This window comes from Brucella sp. TWI432 (assembly GCF_039674445.1).
GTDB lineage: Bacteria > Pseudomonadota > Alphaproteobacteria > Rhizobiales > Rhizobiaceae > Brucella > Brucella chromiisoli.
In genome coordinates this window covers 416,342-438,380 of sequence record NZ_JBDJNL010000001.1, presented here as the reverse complement: position 1 = coordinate 438,380, position 22,039 = coordinate 416,342, and the positions used below count along the sequence as shown (strand labels likewise).

Sequence of the window (22,039 nt, the reverse complement as noted above, 5' to 3'; positions counted from 1 at the left end):
GCCAATCCTCGTCCATCGACAGCCTCCGTCAAAGTGGACTCTTCTTAAATCCCAAAACTAAACTCCTGCCACAGGAGTGCTCGGCTCATTCCAGCCCATTAAATTGTAAAAAGCATAACGCCAGATACCAATTTCTTCATGTAAGACCATATCGAATGCAAGAAATGACATCGCTGAAGAAGACATATTTGTATGCGTCGTTTTCAGATATACCGCAGCGACAGGCTCAGGATGAACGCCAAAATGCGCCAAATAGAGCAAGTCGCGTTTTATGATCGGCGCTGCTTGAAGCAGAACAGTCTGAGATGGCTTGATATTTTTCAGAATAGCAGCCGTATTTTTCGCATTCTGCCATGTGTTGCGGCTATTCTCATCAAGAAGGATATCTCTAGGGTTAATACCGGCCTTTTCGAGTTCTCTCGCTATGATTGCGGCTTCCGATACGCCCGTTCGTGCAACATCAGCGCCACTGGCAATGAATGTGCACTTCAAGCCAGCTTGAACACACTCATGGTTCGCGCGAACTGCCGCCAATATTGGCCCATAGGAAAACAGAAGGGGTTCCACGGTCTTTTGACCGATCTCATCAACGGATTGCGTTCCCGTACCGAAAATAAGAAATGCTGTATTGTCTTTGATCGAGGATTGCATTTTTGATGAATAAGGAGATTGCAAACGATGCAGCAGGTAACCGGGCAAAAAATTTGACGCAATCGAAATATAAAGAATGGTGCCAGCCGCAATAAACAAAAAGCTTATTTTTCGAAATTTAAAATTCCAAAAAAGAAACCCGGCAATAATTAATGCTATATTTAAGTTGAGTGCCATAAAAGCCCCCTTAATAAATCAAAGTTTATATCGTTCTATTCCAGGCACTGCCTCAGTGACAAACCCAATAAACTATAAAAAGCTGGGCCCCAGACAGAAGTTTCCCGACCGATCTGAAGTGGCAGGATTCCCAAAGTAATTCTGTTCCCATTCAATGATGCTGGCTAGAGAGCAAGCCAACATTATATGACCGCTCCCATTCGTGAGCGTCATGTTGCCGCCCCCCAGAATGGCGAAAGCGTTCGTTCTGGATAAGCTTTTGTTAAAACTGAAACAGTCTGGATACCCCATAGTTTTGGCATTATTTTGCAAGGTCTCCACACGAAAAAGGGCCCCGTTTCCGGGACCCTTTTAAGTTATCTATTCTTGATTATAACGCGTTACCACTTCACTTTGAAGCCAGCTGTAGCCTTATATGCGTAGCTATCCGCAAAATGATTAAGTGAGGTGTTGATAGTGCCTTCGCCATAGATGGCATATTTACTATCCGCCCAGGCATATGTCCCACCAAAGCCGACGCCAGCCCATGTCCGGTCATTGTCAGTATCAAACTTCACGCCTGCCACCTTGACCGATGAACCGCTGAGCATCTCCTGATAGAGATTGGCAATACCATAGACAGTGGTATTGACCATCAGACCATCTTCACCCTTCCAGTCATTTCGATAGTTTGCGGCAAGCCCCAGACGACCGGTCAGACTGTCAGTATCATTGGTGCTAACACGCGCACCCCAGACATCGTTGAATGAATCGGCATTAATCGAAGACCACATCAACTGAGCCTGTGGAGTCAGCGACCAGCTTGGGGCCATATCAATACGCTGTCCGACTTCAACGCTCATCGCGTAACCTGTCGCCTTGCGACCATTGGCAAGACCGGTATTGGCTGTCCAAGAATCGAGGTCACTGTTGAACCGGGTCACCTGACCCTGTGTATCGACATAGAAACCATTATTACCATACCAGGTTGCGGTTGCTCCAAGGCTCCAGGCATCGGTGGTGATGGTTCCATCGCCGGAGTCGGACGAAACATCAGCCTTGCCATGGCCGTACTGGCCGTTGATTCCAGCAATCAGTCGTCCGCTTTCGCTTTCATAGAACTGCCCATCAACACCGGACTGCATGACAAAGGTATTAACGTCCTGCTTCATGCGAGCTGCCGAAGAGTTCGGCTCCAGACGGTTATGCGCACCTTCAACGCGAGCCCAAACGCCATGCTCGTCGACAACCGCACCAGAGCTCTGACCATCGCCACTGCTACCGTTCAGGTAACGCTCACCAACACGCTGCTGCAACGTTGAAAGCTTGTTGAGCGTCTGCATGCTCGATACATAGCCTTCATAGACCGGAACACCGGCACTATAGCGGGTAGCTGGCGGGTTGACCGGGTGGTTTGGATCAACAGGATGGTTTGGATCGACAGGGTTGTTTGGATCGACCGGATTGGTTTCCATATTGCTGGTGAGATACCAGTTGCCGTCTTGCGATGAAGCGGGGCTGTTTTTGCGCAGCGTATAGGCATAGGCACCACCTACAACAGCCTGCTTGCCGTCTTTGGTGACGTAATCGCCTGCCAGCTGGAAGTCACCATCCGATTTGCCACCAACATTGATAATCTGAATGCCGTTAACCGTCTTGGCACCAACACCATTCTGATTGTGGATCCGCAACGTTGTCTCACCCGATGTGTTACCGCCAACCTTGAGCATATCCGTTGCGGAATTATCGTCGCCGAGAACTGTATTGAGAACGAGCGTTCCGTTCTGCCCGGTGTAGTCGCCCTTGACATTCAACCGTGCACCAGCGCTTCCCGAACTGGTGATCATGCCAGCATTGGTCAAAGATGCGACGGTGCCGCTGAAGCCACCAATGTCGAGGCTGCCCTTGTCTGCAATGCTATAGGCGGATGCGTCACTCAAAGCCTGATTTGAGCCAATATGCAACTCGCCGCTAGCGATATTGGTCGCGCCGCTATAGTCGGAAGTGCCATCCAGAAGCTGCGAAGCACCATCCAGTGTCAGACCGCCAGAGCCGGTCAATGTGCCAGAGAAATGATCGCCCATCGTCAGGGTCAGATCACCGCCGGTCAACTTGACAGTGCCCTCGCCGCTCAGACCTGCAACCTTGGTGTTGAAGCCGTTCAGATCGGCAGTTCCGTCTTTTGCGACATTCAATGTGCCCGTACCGAAGGCGACATCGGCGATGCCTGCCTTTGCAATGCCCTTCTGAACATCAAGGCCGCCCGTAAAGCTGTTGGCACCGGAGAAATTGACCTCACCGCCACCCATCTGCACAACCCGGCCATCACCGCTGATCACGCCACCAAAGCCGACATTGCCGCTATGGTTGAATGCAAATGTGCCGTTATTGCTCACATCGCCGGTAATGCTGCCGCCATCATCAAGCTGCAATGTGCCGCCCCCAATGTTGGTGCCGCCGGTATAGGTATTGGCCTTTGTCAGAATTATCGTGCCAGAACCGAACTGGTTGAGACTACCGGCACCGCTGACCGTATGATCGAAGGTAAGAGTGTCGGTGCGGTTAAAGGCAAGCTTTGCATTCGCATCAACGGTCACATCACCAGCAACACTACCGGTTGTGCCTCCGTTGCCGATTTGCACAGTACCCGCTGCGATCCGCACATTGCCAGTATTGTCACCGGTCAGTGCCAGTGTGCCATTGCCCATCTTGTAGAGCGCTGCCGTTGGATCGCCAGCGGTATGATCAAACTTACCGGCAAAGACGCCGTCATCATCCGAAGCGACTGTCAGGGTTTTTGCTTTGGTGTGAATGGTGCCATCACCCGCAAGTCCACCGACAGTTATATTGTGCGTTGTCAGATCGACAACACCAGGTGCGTTGACGGTAAGAACCCCCGTGCCGAAAGCAAGGTCATCGGAACCTGCGTTAACTATACCTTCAGCCACTGTGAGACCACCGGTGAAGCTGTTATCGCCGCTCAGTGTGAGTGTGCCGGAACCCGTGTGTACGACCGAGCCTTCGCCGGTGATTTGGGCTGTAAAGTTCTGCGTATCATTGTGATTGAACGCCAAGGTGCTTTTGGTGTTCACGTCGACCTTGGTGGATGCCAGCGTGCCCATTGCGCCGCCTGCACCAAGCTGCAATGTGCCGAGGCTGATTTTGGTGTCACCGGTATAGGTATTGGCACCGGTCAGAATGAGCGTGCCTTTGCCGGTCTTGTTGAGACCATTTGTACCCGCGATCACAGCACTGATCGTCGCTTTGGTTGCATCGCTGCCTGCTGAGCCGTCGCCCACGCGAATAATCGGGGCCGTGTTGCCATTTGCGAGGGTCAGCGTGCCGCCGCCCATCGTATAACCGTCAACGGCAAACTGCATACCCGCAGCGCCGACCCCTGCTGGAGCAATGGTCACTGTACCGGCAGTTCCGCCAAAGATTGCGAACTGGGCGTCGACCCAAGGGCCGTTCGCTGTGCCGTTTTCATTTGTCCAGTTGTTGCCGGTTCCCCACGTGCCAGTGCCGCCATGAACAGTGCCGTCACCTGTCGTGTTGGCACCATCCCAATAGCCCAGAGTCAGACCACCTGTGTTGGTGAGGGTAACGTCATGTTGCCCGACAGTAAGCGATATATTGGCAGCTTCAATCGCAGGATCCACAGTGCCGATTGTCAGATTAGTATTGGTCACAACACCGTCAGCGTGGAAGACGTTGTTAACGCCGATGCCAAAGCCACCATCATCGCTGATGTTGAGGGTGCCTCCGACGGTCAGATCGCCAGTGACATTGAACATTGCATCGGTGTCTGCACCCATGGCAACATTTGTCTTGCTGTTCGTATCCAATTTGAGGTCGCCGTTGAATTGAAGCGTCTGGCCTGAGACGCCAGAAAGTGTGCCGCCCACAATATGGGTATTGCCCGTGATGGTGCCATCGCCATCAAGTGTCCCATTTTCAGAGACCTGCACAGCACCGCCCAGCTTGCCATGCAAGGTGAATGTTCCCCCAAGGACATTGGTTGCGCCTGTATGCGCAGAACCATCACCATTATAGACCAGCTCGCCATCGCCGTTCTTAATGAGGTTGCCTGCACCCGTGATGGCACCATTGAGCGTTAAGGTTTTATCCGTCTTCACGAAGCCGCCATTGGTACCAAAGTCAAATGTGCGGCCAGAGGTGAAGGCTGCGGTGTTGTTCAATGCGCCGCCATTGAAAGATAGCGCGCCACTTGCTGCACCCAAGGCTGCATCGGAGGCAACGGCAATGGTACCGGCATTGAGTTTGGTGCCGCCGCTATAGGTGTTGACACCGCTCAATGTCAGCGTGCCAGAGCCAAGCTGGACAACATCGCCCGTGCCGGAAATGACGGTGTCGAACTTATAGGCATTGGAGCGGTTGAAGGCGAGTGTGCTGTTGTTGGTTATGTCGGCGTAGAGAGACCCCGTCGTGCCACCATCACCCAATTGCAGCGTGCCGCCGCTGATGTTTACAGCACCGTTAAACTTACCCTCAGTGCTATCGCCCGTCAGCTTCGTGACGCCGGCAAGCTGATTGATTGTCGAGAAGTAAGAAGCCTTAGTGGAAATGGCCGCGTTAAAAACCGTGTCGCCCGTATGGTTAAAGTTGATGATTGGTCCAGGAAGCCCTGCTATGGGGACACCGCAACCAGAGCACAGATTAGAAGCGTCGAGTGTTCCGGCAGCGGTTGGCGCCTGACCAGCGGCCGCACCAATATTGATGACACTCGCATTGAGCATTTGGAATGCGCCTGTATTCACTTTCACGACCGCGCCATCGGCGATGGTCAGCACGCCTTGTTCCTGCCCCCAGGCAGTAGTAGCCATCGGCGCCTGGGTTCCTATTATCAACGCGTTAGACGTTAGCTCTGTGCCAGCGCCCGTTACAATAACCTCGCCATGGCGAGCACCTTCGGGGTTACGATCAGAGCCAGAACCGATGAGAAAGTTTCCATTCCTACCTGACTTTACAGCATCAACCTTTGCACCATCCTCAATGCGCAGAGAAGCGGACACATTGCTACTTCCACCGACTTCGATACTACCAGTCTTAACAGTTGTGCCCTGTCCGGTGACAAGCATGCTTGCCGTTCCCGGATTGGTAAAAGTGCCTCTGTTTTTGGCAAGGGTAACGCCGCCCTCCCCCATGTCCAACGAAGCCCCGTTGCGTATAATAAGCTGGTCATTGCTGCCATTGCCTATCCCCATAAAAATGTAACCAAGCTCAACCTTTGTGCCAGCACCGTCGATGGTGAAGGTGGAATTGTGCCCCGTGGCACCCTTCTCGCCAAAATTGAAATTTTGCTTGGGGGCCGTTATGGTTGCACCGCCCGAGACAGTCAGGGTTGAATTCTCATTGACGCCCATGGTGATGGGGCCATCAGGGGTCCAGTTGGTGGTGCCTGTGACGGGCGCAGGCGAGAGATCGCCACTATAGGTAATCGCCGGATCAGCAAAAGCTGCCGTGGCACAGAGGCCACTGACTGCGAGTGTCAGCGTGGAAACCCCACATAAAAGCAACTTGCGCCCCGCCATACGCGACTTTGCACCGGCAGCATTGCGCAGTCTCATGTTTTGCTTATCCGTCATGTCGATTATCCATCTCCGTTGCTCGGGCTTTGTCTGGCCAAAACGACCGGCCCCGCATGCTTTTCTGCAATCTTATGCTCCCGCAACCGCTTGTTTTCGAAAAACAAAAGGCAACGGGTCCAATATATCAATAACGAGTCTTGTACATTCAGCCGCTCTTTAAGCAGACGAAGAGAATAAAAAGCAAGCTGAATCACAATTCAAAAACCGAAATGACAATAAGATCATAAATATTTATTTGTCAATTCGTGTAGAAAATTGCTAGCTATATCTAATATTCTTTATATATACACCAATAAATAATAGTTACTATGTTTTTACATGCTAAAATAAGAATTGCTATTATGAATTGAATTTATTTGAGAATCCGATCAGCGGTTTGCAAAAAGCCCGAAACATTGAAGCATCACCACCCGCAGCTCAAGCGCAGAAAGGGGGCTATGACCCGCCCATGCGCTGTGACATTGAAGCATCACCCCCACATCATTTTGAAGGCGCTCCCTTGAGGGCCATTTCCCGCTTTGATTGCGTCGTTGGAAATATTCTCGCATTTGTTTACACGCTTTCTCCTCAAGCGCACCGCAAAGCTTTGGAGCTTGCCACATGCATCAACTCCGCGCATCCTTTGCCTGCACGACATGATTTGTGGAGAGACCCAATGGACCAGCCAGCCTATGATCTCGAATTCGGCGAAATGATCCGTTGGCTGAAACAACATAAGCTCATTCTGCAATCCGATTTGGAAGGCAATGCAGAGCTATCGACGCACGCCGAACGCATCGGTCGAAAACGTCGGCGGGAGGCCGGGAATTCAACCGAACCAAGACATAAAGAACACAGATCAAATTAACCTGACACGGCAAAAGGAGGAGGGAAAAGATGCGCCGCAAAGGGCTCATATCTTTTGGACGACAGGGCGTATTTTACCGGCTGTTTTTCGTATGCGCCGCATGTGCCGTTCTCAGCAGCGTGGTGAGCCAGCATGGTGACAGCAGCTTCTGGCGCTCTGTGCATTATCTCACCAAGCCGACGGCAACACTGCTTCTGCTGTGTGCGATCCTCAATGCCCCGCGCCTGATTTCAAAGGCTTATGGCTTTGCCATTGCGACGGGCCTCGCCTTTGCCGCAGCCGGTGATTTTTTCCTTATGCTTCCCGGCGATTATTTTCTGGCCGGTCTGATCTGCTTTTTCATAACCCATTGCATCTATATTTATGCTCTGTGCCGCAAAGCGCATTTTACACAGCATAAACGCGTTCTCATTGTCTTCGCCGCGCTTTCAATCGCTATCATTGCCGGTTTGTGGACGGGCATACCAGGCGCGTTAAAAATACCTGTTGTGATTTATGCAGGCGCAATTGGCCTTATGGGCGCGCAGGCTTTCAGCCGCGCACTCTCAACCGCGTCTGAAACCATCGCGCATTACAGTGCGTGGCTTGCAGCGGCTGGCGGGTTATTCTTCATGTTAAGTGATACATTGCTTGCCTTTAACCGCTTCCACACACCCATTCCGCTTTCTGGACTCTGGGTTCTTGGCACCTATTATGTGGCGCAATTCCTTTTTGCCCGCTCAACTGAGAATTTTGCCTATGAACGCTGATCAAGCCCTATCGCAGCCGCAGCAATTGCAGACCACCTTTGAGCGCTTGCGACAAAACTGGATCAGCCATCGCCCCGCCTATGAGCAGCGCGTGGATGATTTGCGCCTTCTGCGCAAAACTCTCCATGAACGCCTTGATGATATGGCAAAGGCTGTCAGTGCGGATTTCGGACACAGATCTGTGCACGAAACCTTGCTGGGCGAAGCAAGTGTTGTTTTCGCCGAAATTGACGAGACCATCCATCATCTCAAACGCTGGATGAAGCCGCAGCGCCGCAAGGCCGGCTGGAAATTATGGCCTGCGAAAGCGGAGGTGCGTTTTGTGCCGCTTGGCGTGGTCGGTATTATTTCGCCGTGGAACTATCCGGTCAATCTGGCACTGGCGCCGCTTGTGGCAGCGATTGCTGCCGGAAATCACGTCTTTCTCAAACCCTCCGAGCACACGCCTCAGACCGCCGCATTTTTACGCCGGCTGATTGGCGACGTCTTTGCTCCAGAAAGAGCAGCGGTTGCGCTGGGGGATGCCAAATTGTCAGCGGCTTTCTCCGCCCTGCCCTTTGATCATTTACTTTTTACCGGCTCGACGGCTGTAGGCCGAAAAATCATGAAAGCCGCCGCTGAAAACCTCACGCCGGTCACGCTTGAGCTTGGTGGAAAATCGCCAGCAATTGTCAGTGACAGCGCCAATCTCAAACGGGCTGCGGCATCCATTGCCACCGGCAAATATTTCAATGCAGGCCAAACCTGCATAGCGCCAGATTATGTGCTGATCCATCACAGCAAGCGCGATGCGTTTGTGGCCTTAATGCGTGAAGAAACGCAAAAGCGCTATACGGGATATTCAGCATCCGCCGATCGCACGACAATCATCAATGACATGCAATATGCACGCCTTTCCGGTCTGCTCGAAGATGCGAAGGACAAAAGCGAAGCCATTATTCCGCTTCTTGAAACATCTCCCACACAAAGCCATGCGCGAGCGATGACGCCTGCGCTCATTCTTGAACCCCACGCCGACAGCGCGATCATGAATGAGGAAATTTTCGGCCCGCTGCTGCCCGTCCTGAGCTATCGCTCCATTGATGAGGCCATTGCCATTGTGCTCGCACAGGAGCGTCCACTGGCGCTTTATTGTTTCAGCGACAACACAGCTGAAATCGAAGCCGTGCTTTCACACGTGGTTGCAGGCGGTGTCTGCATTAACGACACGCTCTACCATTTTGCTTGCGGTGATCTGCCTTTTGGCGGGGTTGGCCACAGTGGCATGGGCCATTATCATGGCAGGGATGGCTTTTTGACATTCTCAAAGGCCATGCCGGTGCTGACAAAATATGCGCCAGCGCCCACTGATTTGATCAAGCCGCCCTACTCAGGCCTCACGGACCGTATCATTCGCTTCATCACAAGATAGAAAACAGATACTGTTCAAACTGTAAAATGCCCTATTTATATGAGAATTGTTCAAATTCCGGCAAACAATGAGGCAGTCACGGGTGCAGAAGAAAAAAGACCCAGGTCGCATTTCAAAGAAGATATTGACCGCAATCCGCAACAGGCCCGGATTCCGACCGCCTCATGCCAATGTCGCTGAGGGCGACATTGTGATTGCGTCCTATAATGTGCACAAATGCATTGGTGTCGATAAGATCTTTGATCCACAGCGTACGGCCGATGTTATCAGTGAAATTGATGCCGATGTGATTGCATTGCAGGAGGCCGACAAGCGCTTTGGTGAGCGCTCGGGCCTGCTTGATCTCGGCCTGCTTGAAAAGCGGCACGGCCTTGTGCCGGTCCCCATCACCTCAACCATGCCCAAAGGCCATGGCTGGCATGGCAATGTGTTGCTGTTTCGCGAAGGTGTGGTGCGCAATGTCCGGCAATTATCGCTGCCCGGCGTAGAACCGCGCGGTGCACTGGTTGCCGATCTGCAATTTGCCACAGGTCCGTTGCGGGTCATCGCGGCCCATTTGGGACTTTTGAAACGGTCGCGCGAACAGCAGGCCGAAAGCATCCTCTCCGCCTTGCAGGAAGCCGATACGCTGCCGACGCTGTTGATTGGCGATCTCAATGAATGGCGTATCGGCAAACGTTCATCGCTGGCCTCATTGATGCCGACCTTCAACCATGTCGCGACCGCCGTGCCAAGCTTCCCCTCGCGTTTTCCGGTCTTTGCACTGGATCGCGTTCTGGGAACGCCACATAATCTGGTGACATCTGTAGAAGTGCACAACACGCCGCTTGCACGCATCGCATCAGATCATCTGCCAATCAAAGCCCATCTTGACCTCAAGACAGCCACACAACTTCTGGAAGAATTCAACCCGTCACTGCTGACCAGCAATTCTACTCTTGAGACCTAAAGCGTTTCCTGTTTCGATTGAAGCATTGAAAATGCTTTGCCTGTTGTTTTCACGCATTATTCCGCGCAAAACCGCTGCGCACTTTTGCTGGAAATGCTCTTTTGCTCACGCATTATCCTGCGCAAAACCGCTGCGCACTTTTGCTGGAAATGCTCTAAAGATAAGGCGACCCGAGCCAAATAATACGATCAATCAACCGCTCATAAAACGGACGATTTTTGAGGCGCGCAAGGTTCACTTCACGGCTGGTTTCGATCGCCTTTCCGATTCTTTCTTCTACCTGAAGGGCTATGTCCCGATCCAGAATTTCCATATCGATCTCAAAATTCAGCCGAAGCGAACGCGCATCCAGATTGGATGAACCGACATAAGACCAGGCGCTATCAATGGTCATGAGCTTGGAGTGATTGAAAGCGCCGCCCGCGCGCCAGATGCGGCAGCCGCCCTGAAGCAGCTGATCGAACTGTGCACGCATGGCACGATCCACCAGCTTGAGATTATTGACACCCGGCACAACCACATCGACCGATACGCCACGTCGTGCCGCTGTGACCAGCGCACTGATCAATTCACGATCCGGCAGAAGATAGGGTGACATAATCAGGATATGCTCCTGCGCAACCGAAAACGCACCCATCATCATGCGATGGTTGGTTTCAATATTCTTGTCCGGCCCCGACCCGACAATGCGGATAAGCTTGCCCGTTCCAGGCGGATCCTTGGGCGCGGCAATGCTCCATGCGTCACCCGTCAGCAACTCGCTCGTTGCAAAGCGCCAATCCTCGGAAGCCACATGAAACAAATCAGCAATCGCCGGGCCTTCGACGCGAAAATGCGTGTCAAAGGCCACCGCGTCGCCAGCAATGGCCTGCACGAAAGCACCGCGAATATTCATGCCGCCGGTAAAGGCAAGCTTGCCGTCAATGATCAGTATCTTACGGTGTGTGCGCAAATTCGCATAAGGCAGACGCAGCCCCATGATGATGTTGCCATTGAACACATCAACGGCAATATTTTTTTGCTTCAAAAGGCCGACAATGCTTGGAATGGAATAGCGCGCACCGACTGCATCGACCAGAACGCGAACTTCCACACCCCGTTTGACCGCATTCTCCAGTGCATCGGCAAATTGCTGGCCAATGGCATCGCGATCAAAAATATAGGTTTCGAGCATAATGCTGCGCTCAGCTTTGCCAATGGCTTCAAGCATTTGCGCATAGGCTTCGTCGCCCGTTTCCAGCATTTGAATGGTGTTGCCACTGGTGAAATCATAAAGGCTGACGGTGTCGCCGAGAATTTTCATCGCGCCAAATTGTTGGCCAAAGGCTGCACGAACACGATCATTGGTCGTATCGAAATGCGACAGGTGATAAAGCGCGATATTGCCCATGTCGCGCTGATGGCCAAGCGTGCTACGCCTGATGCGGTTGACGCCCGCCAAGGCATACACGACCGCTCCAACGATCGGCGAAAGCACAATCACACCAACCCAGCCAAGCGCAGTGCGCACCTCGTCTTTGGTAAGCGTTGCATGGATGGCAGCTATCGTGCCCAGGATTATGGACACGGCGGCGAGGATATGTGGCCAATAGTGCGAAAGAATATCAAACATGACCTGACCTTACCCCATAAATCAACGCAACAGCCAAGAGATATAGTGGAACCGCCGATCAGCCAACAATGTTTTCTCGATCTGCCCAAACTCTTTTAGTCCCACTGTTCAACCGAATGTTTTCCTTTATATTAGCGGCGGGACTGGAAATTAGAGGGACATCACATGGCAACAACTCAGAGTAATTTTAATCCGGCAAATCTTCCGAGCGAACTTTCGTCCAAATGGGGCTGGTTTGTCGCACTTGGCGTTGCATTGCTCATTCTTGGTGGCATTGCGTTCGGCAATCTCGTTCTGGCAACGGTCGTCTCCGTTTATTACGTTGGCATTATGATGCTGACTGCGGGTGTGATTGAAATCATCCACGCATTCGGCGTGAAAAGCTGGGGAAGCTTTTTCTTCTGGCTCTTGAGTGGTCTGCTCTATGCCGCAGCTGGTATCGTTGCCTTTATCAATCCAATTCTGGCCGCTGGCGTTCTGACATTCCTGCTTGCAGCAGCCCTTCTCGGTGCAGGTATTTTCCGTATCTGGATGGGCTTTCAGTCAAAACCTGCCGCCGGTTGGGGCTGGATTGTTGCGGCAGGCGTTGTCACCGCACTTGCCGGATTGGTCATCGCATTTCAGTGGCCGGTCAATAGCCTGTTCATTCTCGGCCTTTTTCTCGCAATCGATCTGATCTTCCAGGGCTGGTCGTTCATTGCTTTCGGTCTTGGCATCAAGCGCTAAAATCTGAACGCGAAAGCCTCAAAGGCGGCGTATCCCACGCCGCTTTTTCATTTCAACTCGACCTTTTCATCAAGGACTGCTAGATGCTGCGCACAATCTTCGCAGCTGCGTGTCGCGCCGCCCACCCTTTGCCATTACGAGTTTCTTCATGCCCGCTGATCATCCTGTTTCAAAGCGCCGTACCTTCGCGATCATCGCGCACCCGGATGCTGGTAAAACCACGCTGACCGAAAAGCTGCTGCTGTTTGGTGGCGCCATCCAGCTCGCCGGTGAAGTGAAAGCCAAAAAGGATCGCATCCAGACCCGTTCGGACTGGATGAACATCGAACGCGACCGCGGTATCTCCGTTGTCACTTCGGTGATGACGTTTGAGTATAAGGATTGCATCTTCAACCTGCTTGATACGCCGGGACACGAAGATTTTGCCGACGACACCTATCGCACGCTGACCGCTGTGGATTCTGCCGTCATGGTCATCGATGCCGCAAAGGGCATTGAACCACGCACGCTGAAGCTCTTTGAAGTGTGCCGTATGCGCGACATTCCAATTGTCACCTTCATCAACAAGATGGACCGCGAAGCACGCGATCCACTCGAAATCCTTGATGAAATTGAAGAAAAGCTGGCGCTTGATACAGCGCCGATCACCTGGCCTATCGGTTCGGGCAAAAGCTTTGCCGGCACTTATGACCTGCACAACGATACCGTGCGCCAGAAAGATGCCGAAGAGCACCCCACCAAGGTCAGCGGACCGCAAGAAGCCGCGAAGCTTCTGCCTGAAAATGAACGCGAAGCATGGGTTGAAAGTGTCGAACTTGCGCGCGGCGTCTGCCGCCCGTTTGATCTCGCATCCTTCCGCGAAGGCCACATGACGCCGGTTTATTTCGGTTCGGCACTCAAAAATTACGGCGTGCGCGATCTGATCGAAGCCTTCTGCGACTTCGGCCCTTCCCCACGCGATCAGCAGGCCGACACCCGCATGGTCGGTGCGACCGAAGACAAGATGACCGGCTTTGTGTTCAAAATTCAGGCCAATATGGACCCGAACCACCGTGACCGTATTGCCTTCCTGCGCGTCTGTTCGGGCAAGCTGTCACGCGGCATGAAGGCCAAGCTGGTGCGTACAGGCAAGCCGATGAGCCTGTCTGCGCCGCAATTCTTCTTTGCACGCTCCCGCCAGATTGCTGACGAAGCCTTTGCGGGCGATGTTGTGGGCATCCCGAACCATGGCACATTGCGTATTGGCGACACGCTGACCGAGGGGGAAGATATCCTGTTCCGCGGCGTGCCAAACTTCGCGCCGGAAATCCTGCGCCGCGTCCGGCTTGATGATGCAATGAAGGCAAAGAAACTGCGTGAAGCGCTTCAGCAGATGGCGGAAGAAGGCGTCGTGCAGCTCTTCGTGCCGGATGATGGTTCACCGGCAATTGTCGGCGTGGTTGGCGCGCTGCAAATTGATGTTCTGACCGAACGTCTCAAGATCGAATATTCTCTGCCCGTTGGCTTTGAAATGTCGCGTTTCTCGATTTGCCGTTGGATTTCGGCAGATGATCCGGCAGAACTCGACCGCTTCATTGCCGCACACCGCGCCGACATTGCGCATGATCTCGACAATGATCCGGTATTTCTCGCGCAGAACGGCTTCTCGCTCAACTATGAAGCCGAGCGTTGGAAGGCAATCCGCTTTGACACGATCAAGGATTATCAGGTGCGCGATAAAGCCTGATCAACCCCTTACTCCATCCGCAGATGCGTCAGCTTCTGCGGATTTCGGATCAGATAGATCGTTTGGACTAGCCCGGCTTCGATCTCCAGAGCTGCCACTTGCGGCAAACCATCTGCTTCAAGGCTCATATGGCCGGGCAAACCATCAAACAGCGCGAAATGATGGATGGCAGGCACCTGCCCACAAGCCTTTCGAGCGATCCCTTCATAAAGCCGCATAATCTTTTCACGCCCATATATCGGGTTCAGCGCCGCATTGCGGATACCGCCGCCATCGGAATACATCACGACATCTTCCGCGAGAAGACCTTTCAGCGCCGTCATGTCACCGCTGCGGGACGCCTGAAAGAAAGCCTCGGCAAGTGTGCGCCCACGATCCTCGGGCATGGAGAACCGTGTCTTCTCCTGCCGGACATGGCTGCGTGCGCGGCTAGCCAACTGGCGACAGGCCACAGCATCGCGATCAAGCACGCGCGCAACCTCGTCAAAACCCATATCGAACACGTCATGCAAGAGAAATGCTGCCCGCTCCAGCGGCGACAGACGGTCGAGCGCCAACATCAGTGTCAGCGTGATGTCATCGCTGTGATCTTCCTCATGCTCGACAAGGGGTTCAGGCAACCATGTGCCGGGATAAGTCTCGCGCCGCACACGGGCAGATTTCAGATGGTCGAGCGCTAGACGGCTGACCACGCGCGTGAGCCAGCCCTGCGGCTCACGGATGGTTGCCCGATCCGCAGCACTCCAGCGTAACCATGCATCCTGCACAATGTCTTCGGCTTCGGCATGGGTGCCAACCATACGATAGGCAATGCGAATGAGCCGAGGCCGCAAGGCCTCGAACACATCCGTATCATTTATCGCAAGCTCAGGCGAGGGTTGCATCGGTTTTGACCGGATGAACGAGACGAAAGCCAACGGCAATGCGGTTCCATGCATTAATGGTGGTAATCAGCAGGGTCAGATTGACGATCTCTTCGTCTGAGAAATGCGCTTTCAAAGCATCAAAATCCTTATCCGGTGCGCCCGTCTGCGCCAGCAGGGTCAGCGCCTCTGTCCAGCCAAGTGCCGCCCGCTCCCGCGCAGTATAAAGCGGGGATTCACGCCATGCAGCAACCAGATAGAGGCGCTCTTCGGTTTCGCCAGCCTTCCGCGCATCAGCCGTATGCATATAGATACAATAGGCGCAGCCATTGATCTGCGAAGCGCGGATTTTCACCAGCTCATAAAGGCTATATTCAAGCCCTGATGCAGCAACACGCTTTTCCAGCTCCACCATTGCCTGCATGATCTGCGGTGCGAAAGTGTAAGGGGCAAGTCTCTGTTCCATGATTTTTCTCCTAGATGCCGACCAATATCTTGTCGTTCATCATCAGGACGAGATAGCTGCATGGGAATGTGACATGCCCCGCATCAAAAAATCAGTTTTTTGTTTCAAGAAGTGCGGCTGCAATTTTTTCTGCAAGGTTTCGGGCCACCTGCTCCTTGCTCATGTCCGGCCATTCTTCAATGCCAGCGTGGCTTAAGATACGCACACGGTTGTGATCACCACCCATCACATCGCCAGACACATCATTGGCAACGATCCAGTCGGCGCCTTTCTTGTCGAGCTTGCGAGTAGCATTGGCGAGAACGTCCTGCGTTTCCGCAGCAAAGCCCACCACAAGACCGGGGCGCTTGTCGCTATGGCCCACACCCGCCAGAATATCCGGGTTCTCAACCATGCTGAGCGTTGGTGCACCCTCGCCCGGCTGTTTTTTGATCTTCTGATCCGCAGCATTGACTGTCCGCCAATCGGCAACGGCTGCGACCATCACTGCCGCATCAGCAGGAAGATGCTTTTCGACCGCTGCCTGCATTTCGCGCGCGGTCTCGACATGGATGATATTGACGCCTTCAGGATCAGGGATCGTGACTGGACCAGACACCAGATGCACGGTTGCGCCCAACCGCGCTAACGCGCTCGCAATCGCATGGCCCTGCTTGCCTGATGAACGGTTGGCGATGTAGCGCACCGGATCGATCGGCTCATGGGTCGGGCCGGAGGTCATAACGATCACTTTGCCCGCAAGCGGCTTTGGCTGTGGTGCAAGCAGATTTTCTATTGCCGCGACAATTGTCAGCGGCTCGCTCATGCGGCCTGTGCCCGCCTCTCCGCTTTCCGCCATCTCACCCTTTTCAGGGCCGATGAAATGTACGCCGTCTTTTTCCAGTGTCAGGCGGTTGCGCCGGGTCGCGGCATTGTCCCACATGGCAGGGTTCATGGCAGGCGCCACCAGCACCGGAATTTTACGTGCGAGGAGCGCGGCACTCGCGAGATCGTCCGCAAAACCATTGGCCATCTTCGCCATAAGCCCAGCCGTTGCCGGTGCAACCACGATCAGATCGGCATCACGCGCAAGGCGGATATGGCCGACATCCTGCTCATCTTCGCGCGAGAAAAGATCGGTAAACACATGATCGGCAGCAACTGCGCCAATGGTTAGTGGCGTCACGAATTGTTGCGCGGCATCTGTCATCAACGGGCGCACATGGGCACCGCGCTCGCGCAGGCGACGAATGAGATCCGGTGTTTTGTAAGCTGCAATCCCACCGCTGATGATGAGAAGAATACGCTTATCGCGCAATGAACCGGCAATCGGTGAAGAAGCAACAGCAACCGGCTTTGCCTCTTCCAAACCGCCAAGAAGAAGCCTTGCTTCTTCTTCCATGGAGCGGCCATTCTGGGCGGCTCTCACACGCAGCCGTTCTTTCGCGGCATCATCAAGATTGCGGATTGTAATGCTGGCCATTTGATTGCACCGGATCAATTTCAGTGCAATCAATGAAATCACTATTCTTACGAATAATCAACATTCAGTTGAATTAAAGCTCAATATAGAGCTTAAGCGCTATCGCAGCCAATGAAATTGCCATCACAATCTGCGCAATACGTCCCCAGCGTGCATGCCGTGCTTCGGCCTTACCAATGGCTTCTGCGGTCGCATTGTCGAAGCGCAGACCATTTGCGGCCATCGCATCAAGCGCCGCAGACGCACGATCCATTCTTGCGACCAGTTCCGGCGTTTTGCGGGTGAAATGGAGCAGCGCATAGGCGCTGTCCTTTGCATCCAACAACATGCCCTGTGGCCCAAGATTTTTGCGTATCCAGTCGCCAACGACAGGTTCTGCCGCTTTCCACATATTGAAATGCGGATCAAGCGTGCGCGAAACACCTTCCACCACCACCATTGTCTTCTGTAGCATCAGAAGCTCAGGCCGTGTTTCCATGTCAAACAACTCGGTCACTTCAAACAGAAGCGTCAGCAGCTTTGCCATGGAAATGGTTTCGGCAGGCTGTCCATGGATTGGCTCGCCAATCGCGCGGATTGCCTGCGCAAAGCTTGCCACATCATGCGTATGCGGCACATACCCCGCTTCAAAATGCACTTCCGCAACGCGCATATAATCGCGGGTGATGAAGCCATAGAGGATCTCGGCCAAAAAACGCCGCTGCTGCTTGTTGAGCCGCCCGGTAATGCCGAAATCCACGGCGACAATGACGCCCTGCGGATCAACGAACAGATTGCCCGGATGCATATCGGCATGGAAAAAACCATCACGCAACGTATGACGCAGGAAAGACTGGATCAGCGTTTCGCCAAGCTTCTTGAGATCAAAACCGGCACCCCGCAATGCGTCGATGTCGGACATCTTGATGCCATCGATCCATTCAAGTGTCAGAACATCGCGGCCCGTCCGCTCCCAATCGACATTCGGAACACGAAAGCCTGCATCATCCTTGATATTTTCGGCAATCTCGGAAAGTGCTGCCGCCTCAAGCCGCAGATCCATCTCGATGCGCGTTGTCTGGTGCAGTGTTTCCACCACCTGAACCGGGCGCAGACGGCGCGTGAACGGCACATGCCGCTCCTGCATACGGGCGACCATGAAAAAGCTTTCAAGATCGCGCGCAAAACGCTGACGCACACCCGGACGGATCACCTTGACGGCAACCTTGTGCGGTGCGCCATCTTTCATCACATAGGCCGGATGGACCTGTGCCATGGACGCCGCCGCAATCGGCGCATCAAAACTTACATAAAGATCATCAATCTTGCGGCCAAGAGAGGCTTCAATGGCAGAAACTGCCTCAGCTTGTGGAAAATAATCAAGCCGATCCTGCAATAGCTCCAAATCGGCGGCTACATCCTTGCCGACAATATCCGGACGCGTGGCCAGAAACTGACCCAATTTCACATAAGAAGGACCAAGCTTGTTCATTGCCCGCGAAATGCGCTCTGAACGCGGGGCATCTTTCGCACGCTTGCGCGCCAGCACTTTGGCAAACTTATGCCCCAATGCAGGCAAACCCGCCGCATCATCAACAGGCAGAGAGCTCAACACGCCTTCGCGCGCCATGATCCAGCCAGCGCGCATCAACCTTAGGGCCGCAGAAATATTGCTCATGTCGGTCTCAGAGCTTCCAGCCGGAATGAAGTGCAGCAATGCCGCCGGTGAAATTACGATAGCTGACACGCTCGAAACCAGCCTCGCGAATCATCCGCGCAAAATCTTCCTGTTTTGGAAACTTGCGGATTGATTCTACGAGATAGTGGTAGGAATCGGCATCACCCGTAATCATCTTGCCAATGCGCGGAATCGCCTGAAACGACCACTGGTCGTAAATTTTATCAAGCAAAGGAAGTTCGACTTCGGAAAATTCGAGGCACATAAAACGCCCGCCCGGCTTCAATACGCGATAGGCTTCAGACAGCGCTTTGTCGATATGCGGCACATTCCGGATGCCGAATGAAATGGTGTAAGCATCGAAGCTTGCATCTTCAAACGGCAGTTCTTCCGCACTGGCTTCAACAAATTCGAGATTGTCGGCAAGTCCCTTCTTGATGGCGCGCTCGCGCCCGACACCAAGCATCGAACCGTTGATATCGAGAATGGTGACATGGGCCTGACGGCCTGAAGCTTCAACAATGCGGAACGCGATATCGCCCGTACCACCGGCAACATCGAGCGAAGTCCAGCCCGGACGCCTGGAAGGCGAAAGCCAGCTGATCATCGCATCTTTCCAGACACGATGCATGCCAGCGGACATCAGATCGTTCATTACATCGTAACGCTTGGCAACCTTATGGAAAACCTCGTTGACCAGTCCCTGCTTGACATCTTCATCGACTGCTTTGAAGCCGAATGAATGTTCCATGCCACCTTGTGCACCCACGCGGTCTGCATTGCCGTTCTGCTGGCTCATAACTATCCTGCCGGTTCGTATGCGAAACGAAGACGATCTTCGCTTTCCGTTTGCCTGATGCATATAAAGCTTGTACCGGACGATACAAGCACAGACCGTAAGCCGATACCCCTTTTGTGATCTCCACTTGCGCATCTGTGCAAAATGTTAAAAGACATAGAAAACTGTGCGTGCGCGCCTGCCACGCGTTTTCTCCGGCACTATTCGCCGTTAAAGTGAAAAACGATAACAAGAAAAGTGGAAACAACATGGGCGTTAATGTCGTCAGCCATCCGCTTGTCCAGCACAAGCTTACCATTATGCGCAAGCGCGAAACTTCGACCGCGAGCTTCCGGCGCCTGCTGAAAGAAATATCGCTGCTGCTTTGCTATGAGGTGACGCGCGATCTCGAACTGACCACCATGCACATCGACACCCCGATGATGCCAATGGAAGCGCCGATCCTCGAAGGCAAAAAGCTGGTTTTCGCCTCCATCCTGCGCGCAGGCAACGGCCTTCTCGAAGGCATGCTGGATCTGGTGCCAGCCGCACGCGTGGCGCATATCGGCCTTTATCGCGATCACGATACACTTCAGCCAATCGAATATTACTTCAAGGCACCCGAAGACATCGTTAACCGCCTCATCATCGTGGTCGATCCAATGCTTGCGACCGGCCATTCAGCCATCGCAGCCATCGACAAGCTGAAAGAGCGCGGCGCAACCAATATCCGCTTCCTCTGCCTGCTGGCAGCGCCCGAAGGCATTGAGCGTTTTACCACAGCGCACCCAGACGTGGATGTCTTCACCGCCTCCATCGACGACAGCCTTGATGAAAAGGGCTATATCATCCCTGGCCTCGGCGATGCCGGTGATCGCATGTATGGCACGAAGTAAGTTTCAAACCTTACGATAAGCAAGAAACGAATCCGCGTTGTGGCCGCTCGACAATTGGTATTGAGTGGCCAGCGCGGATTTTTTATCATCTCAGCATCACAAAGATGGAACATCAATCATGTCTACCGAAGCCCGCCTGACAGAACTCGAAATTCGGGTCGCCGAACAGGAAAAGACGATTGAAGAGCTGTCTGCGGTCCTTGCCGAACAATGGAAAGCGATCGACCGGCTGAATAAAAAACACTTGGCCCTGACGGACCGTTTCCTGACACTCGAAGAACAGACAGCACCCGAAATCCCGATCACCAAGCCTCCACACTGGTAAAGCCATGATTGAAATCATCACACTCGAAGATCGCAATGATCTTGTTGCCACCTGTGCCAAATGGAACCACAAAGAGTGGGGACAAGCGGCGGGTGCAACCGAAGAGCAAGTTGCTTCAGCCTTGCAGCAAATTATCCATTCGGCCGACGGTCAGACGGCGCGTGCAGCTTTATGGAATGGAGAACTCGCGGGCTTTGTCCTGCTGATCCATAGTGATCTTGACAGTCACCCTCACCTCAAACCATGGGTTGCAAGTGTCCTGGTTGCACCCGCGTTTCGTGGGCGCGGCGTTGCCAAGGCACTGATGGCCTCGATTGAAGCGGCAGCGCAGGAGCTGGGCTATGGTGAAGCCTATCTCTATACCAGCAAGCCTGATCTTTATCGCAAAATGGCCTGGGATGATTTTGAGACACTCTCCGGCGAAAATGAAGGCATGCTGATCCTCCATAAGAAAATCGCGCAGGTTTAACTGCGCGATCGATTTTCATTCTTATGATGCCGCCGGTATCGGACAGCTCACACCTGTTCCGCGCAAGCCGCAATAGCCATTCGGGTTCTTGGCCAGATACTGCTGATGATAATCCTCCGCATAATAGAATGTTGGAGCATCTGCAATTTCAGTTGTAATCAGGCCAAGACCGCGCGCAGACAAAGCTGCCTGATAGGCATCCCTACTCTTCTCAACCGCTTCACGATCCGTCTCATCGAAGGTGTAGATCACCGAGCGATATGTTGTGCCGATATCATTGCCCTGTCGCATACCCTGCGTTGGATCGTGCTCTTCCCAAAACAGTGTCAGCAAAGCACCGAGGCTCACCACCTTCGGATCATAAACCACAAGAACAACTTCAGCATGGCCGGTCAAACCCGTACAGGTTTCCTCATAAGTTGGGTTGGGCGTTATTCCACCGGCATAACCAACCGCCGTCACATAGACACCCGGCACCTGCCAGAAAAGCCGCTCTGCACCCCAGAAACAACCCATGCCAAACATGACCTGTTTCAAACCTGCGGGCCATGGGCCTTTCAGCGGCTTTTGAGATACAAAATGCACAGAGGCTGTAGCGAGCGCTGCATCGCGACCGGGCAAAGCGTCTTGTTTTGAAGGCATCTCGACCTTCTTACGATAGCTATCCAGCAAACTCATTTAACATCT

General features: G+C 53.3%; 18 protein-coding genes. 9 read left to right on the top strand and 9 right to left on the bottom strand.

Going from position 1 to position 22,039, the window contains the following annotated elements; all coding sequences use genetic code 11:
• Positions 1–57: 57 nt before the first annotated feature.
• Both ABE527_RS02055 and ABE527_RS02050 read right to left on the bottom strand, forming a co-directional pair.
• Entirely contained in the window at positions 58–828 is a 771-nt protein-coding gene (locus ABE527_RS02055) for a YdcF family protein (RefSeq protein WP_499695937.1), read from the bottom strand.
• A 380-nt stretch (positions 829–1,208) separates the two neighbouring features.
• Positions 1,209–6,413 carry an autotransporter outer membrane beta-barrel domain-containing protein gene (locus ABE527_RS02050; protein WP_499695936.1) on the bottom strand — a complete coding sequence of 1,735 codons (5,205 nt, stop codon included), beginning with the start codon at positions 6,411–6,413 and terminating at the stop codon, positions 1,209–1,211.
• A 658-nt stretch (positions 6,414–7,071) separates the two neighbouring features.
• Between ABE527_RS02050 and ABE527_RS02045 the strand changes: the two genes are divergently transcribed.
• From ABE527_RS02045 to ABE527_RS02030, 4 genes are all read left to right on the top strand, one after another.
• Positions 7,072–7,263, top strand: coding sequence for a hypothetical protein (locus ABE527_RS02045; RefSeq protein ID WP_499695935.1), 192 nt, complete (start codon positions 7,072–7,074; stop codon positions 7,261–7,263).
• A gap of 29 nt (positions 7,264–7,292) precedes the next feature.
• Complete coding sequence (locus ABE527_RS02040; RefSeq protein WP_265982862.1) at positions 7,293–8,012, top strand: lysoplasmalogenase; 720 nt, start codon at positions 7,293–7,295, stop codon at positions 8,010–8,012.
• Positions 8,002–9,423 (top strand): coniferyl aldehyde dehydrogenase, encoded by a 1,422-nt coding sequence (locus tag ABE527_RS02035; RefSeq protein ID WP_499695934.1) that lies wholly within the window; start codon positions 8,002–8,004, stop codon positions 9,421–9,423. The genes ABE527_RS02040 and ABE527_RS02035 overlap by 11 nt, the downstream gene beginning before the upstream one ends.
• Before the next feature lie 82 nt (positions 9,424–9,505).
• Complete coding sequence (locus ABE527_RS02030; RefSeq protein ID WP_499693380.1) at positions 9,506–10,372, top strand: endonuclease/exonuclease/phosphatase family protein; 867 nt, start codon at positions 9,506–9,508, stop codon at positions 10,370–10,372.
• 154 nt (positions 10,373–10,526) lie between these two features.
• Here the strand turns inward: ABE527_RS02030 and cls are convergent, their stop codons facing one another.
• The gene (gene cls / locus ABE527_RS02025) at positions 10,527–11,984 is read right to left on the bottom strand and encodes a cardiolipin synthase (RefSeq protein ID WP_499695933.1); all 1,458 of its coding nucleotides are present in this window, start codon (positions 11,982–11,984) and stop codon (positions 10,527–10,529) included.
• 165 nt (positions 11,985–12,149) lie between these two features.
• Here cls and ABE527_RS02020 point away from each other — a divergent pair, with 165 nt between their 5' ends.
• Positions 12,150–12,710, top strand: coding sequence for an HdeD family acid-resistance protein (locus tag ABE527_RS02020; RefSeq protein WP_265982856.1), 561 nt, complete (start codon positions 12,150–12,152; stop codon positions 12,708–12,710).
• 148 nt (positions 12,711–12,858) lie between these two features.
• Complete coding sequence (locus tag ABE527_RS02015) at positions 12,859–14,436, top strand: peptide chain release factor 3 (RefSeq protein WP_499695932.1); 1,578 nt, start codon at positions 12,859–12,861, stop codon at positions 14,434–14,436.
• Positions 14,437–14,444: 8 nt separating this feature from the next.
• Here the strand turns inward: ABE527_RS02015 and ABE527_RS02010 are convergent, their stop codons facing one another.
• The 5 genes from ABE527_RS02010 to ubiE form a co-directional block, all read right to left on the bottom strand.
• On the bottom strand, positions 14,445–15,320 hold the full coding sequence (locus ABE527_RS02010) for a sigma-70 family RNA polymerase sigma factor (RefSeq protein ID WP_499695931.1): 876 nt from the start codon (positions 15,318–15,320) through the stop codon (positions 14,445–14,447).
• Entirely contained in the window at positions 15,304–15,765 is a 462-nt protein-coding gene (locus tag ABE527_RS02005) for a carboxymuconolactone decarboxylase family protein (RefSeq protein WP_265982853.1), read from the bottom strand. Before ABE527_RS02005 ends, ABE527_RS02010 begins: the two co-directional genes overlap by 17 nt.
• Positions 15,766–15,856: 91 nt before the next feature.
• Positions 15,857–17,227: a bifunctional phosphopantothenoylcysteine decarboxylase/phosphopantothenate--cysteine ligase CoaBC gene (gene coaBC / locus ABE527_RS02000; protein ID WP_499695930.1), complete on the bottom strand. Its 1,371-nt coding sequence runs from the start codon at positions 17,225–17,227 to the stop codon at positions 15,857–15,859.
• Between the two features lie 73 nt (positions 17,228–17,300).
• Complete coding sequence (ubiB, locus tag ABE527_RS01995) at positions 17,301–18,884, bottom strand: 2-polyprenylphenol 6-hydroxylase (protein WP_499695929.1); 1,584 nt, start codon at positions 18,882–18,884, stop codon at positions 17,301–17,303.
• 7 nt (positions 18,885–18,891) lie between these two features.
• Positions 18,892–19,683, bottom strand: a complete 792-nt coding sequence (gene ubiE / locus ABE527_RS01990; RefSeq protein WP_265982849.1) for a bifunctional demethylmenaquinone methyltransferase/2-methoxy-6-polyprenyl-1,4-benzoquinol methylase UbiE — start codon at positions 19,681–19,683, stop codon at positions 18,892–18,894.
• A 248-nt stretch (positions 19,684–19,931) separates the two neighbouring features.
• On the opposite strand from ubiE, the gene upp reads away from it, so the two are divergent.
• From upp to ABE527_RS01975, 3 genes are all read left to right on the top strand, one after another.
• Complete coding sequence (upp, locus tag ABE527_RS01985) at positions 19,932–20,558, top strand: uracil phosphoribosyltransferase (RefSeq protein ID WP_265982847.1); 627 nt, start codon at positions 19,932–19,934, stop codon at positions 20,556–20,558.
• Between the two features lie 118 nt (positions 20,559–20,676).
• Entirely contained in the window at positions 20,677–20,883 is a 207-nt protein-coding gene (locus ABE527_RS01980; RefSeq protein WP_265982846.1) for a SlyX family protein, read from the top strand.
• Positions 20,884–20,887: 4 nt separating this feature from the next.
• Positions 20,888–21,352, top strand: a complete 465-nt coding sequence (locus ABE527_RS01975; protein WP_265982845.1) for a GNAT family N-acetyltransferase — start codon at positions 20,888–20,890, stop codon at positions 21,350–21,352.
• A gap of 21 nt (positions 21,353–21,373) precedes the next feature.
• Here the strand turns inward: ABE527_RS01975 and msrA are convergent, their stop codons facing one another.
• Positions 21,374–22,030 (bottom strand): peptide-methionine (S)-S-oxide reductase MsrA, encoded by a 657-nt coding sequence (msrA, locus tag ABE527_RS01970; RefSeq protein WP_499695928.1) that lies wholly within the window; start codon positions 22,028–22,030, stop codon positions 21,374–21,376.
• Positions 22,031–22,039 lie beyond the last annotated feature (9 nt).

What these genes read in the sequence shown, in the direction of transcription:
- ABE527_RS02055 (WP_499695937.1), bottom strand. Translation starts at nt 828, where the DNA reads ATGGCACTCAACTTAAATATAGCATTAATTATTGCCGGGTTTCTTTTT.
- ABE527_RS02050 (WP_499695936.1), bottom strand. Translation starts at nt 6,413, where the DNA reads ATGACGGATAAGCAAAACATGAGACTGCGCAATGCTGCCGGTGCAAAG.
- ABE527_RS02045 (WP_499695935.1), top strand. Translation starts at nt 7,072, where the DNA reads ATGGACCAGCCAGCCTATGATCTCGAATTCGGCGAAATGATCCGTTGG.
- ABE527_RS02040 (WP_265982862.1), top strand. Translation starts at nt 7,293, where the DNA reads ATGCGCCGCAAAGGGCTCATATCTTTTGGACGACAGGGCGTATTTTAC.
- ABE527_RS02035 (WP_499695934.1), top strand. Translation starts at nt 8,002, where the DNA reads ATGAACGCTGATCAAGCCCTATCGCAGCCGCAGCAATTGCAGACCACC.
- cls (WP_499695933.1), bottom strand. Translation starts at nt 11,984, where the DNA reads ATGTTTGATATTCTTTCGCACTATTGGCCACATATCCTCGCCGCCGTG.
- ABE527_RS02020 (WP_265982856.1), top strand. Translation starts at nt 12,150, where the DNA reads ATGGCAACAACTCAGAGTAATTTTAATCCGGCAAATCTTCCGAGCGAA.
- ABE527_RS02015 (WP_499695932.1), top strand. Translation starts at nt 12,859, where the DNA reads ATGCCCGCTGATCATCCTGTTTCAAAGCGCCGTACCTTCGCGATCATC.
- ABE527_RS02010 (WP_499695931.1), bottom strand. Translation starts at nt 15,320, where the DNA reads ATGCAACCCTCGCCTGAGCTTGCGATAAATGATACGGATGTGTTCGAG.
- ABE527_RS02005 (WP_265982853.1), bottom strand. Translation starts at nt 15,765, where the DNA reads ATGGAACAGAGACTTGCCCCTTACACTTTCGCACCGCAGATCATGCAG.
- coaBC (WP_499695930.1), bottom strand. Translation starts at nt 17,227, where the DNA reads ATGGCCAGCATTACAATCCGCAATCTTGATGATGCCGCGAAAGAACGG.
- ubiB (WP_499695929.1), bottom strand. Translation starts at nt 18,884, where the DNA reads ATGAGCAATATTTCTGCGGCCCTAAGGTTGATGCGCGCTGGCTGGATC.
- ubiE (WP_265982849.1), bottom strand. Translation starts at nt 19,683, where the DNA reads ATGAGCCAGCAGAACGGCAATGCAGACCGCGTGGGTGCACAAGGTGGC.
- upp (WP_265982847.1), top strand. Translation starts at nt 19,932, where the DNA reads ATGGGCGTTAATGTCGTCAGCCATCCGCTTGTCCAGCACAAGCTTACC.
- ABE527_RS01980 (WP_265982846.1), top strand. Translation starts at nt 20,677, where the DNA reads ATGTCTACCGAAGCCCGCCTGACAGAACTCGAAATTCGGGTCGCCGAA.
- ABE527_RS01975 (WP_265982845.1), top strand. Translation starts at nt 20,888, where the DNA reads ATGATTGAAATCATCACACTCGAAGATCGCAATGATCTTGTTGCCACC.
- msrA (WP_499695928.1), bottom strand. Translation starts at nt 22,030, where the DNA reads ATGAGTTTGCTGGATAGCTATCGTAAGAAGGTCGAGATGCCTTCAAAA.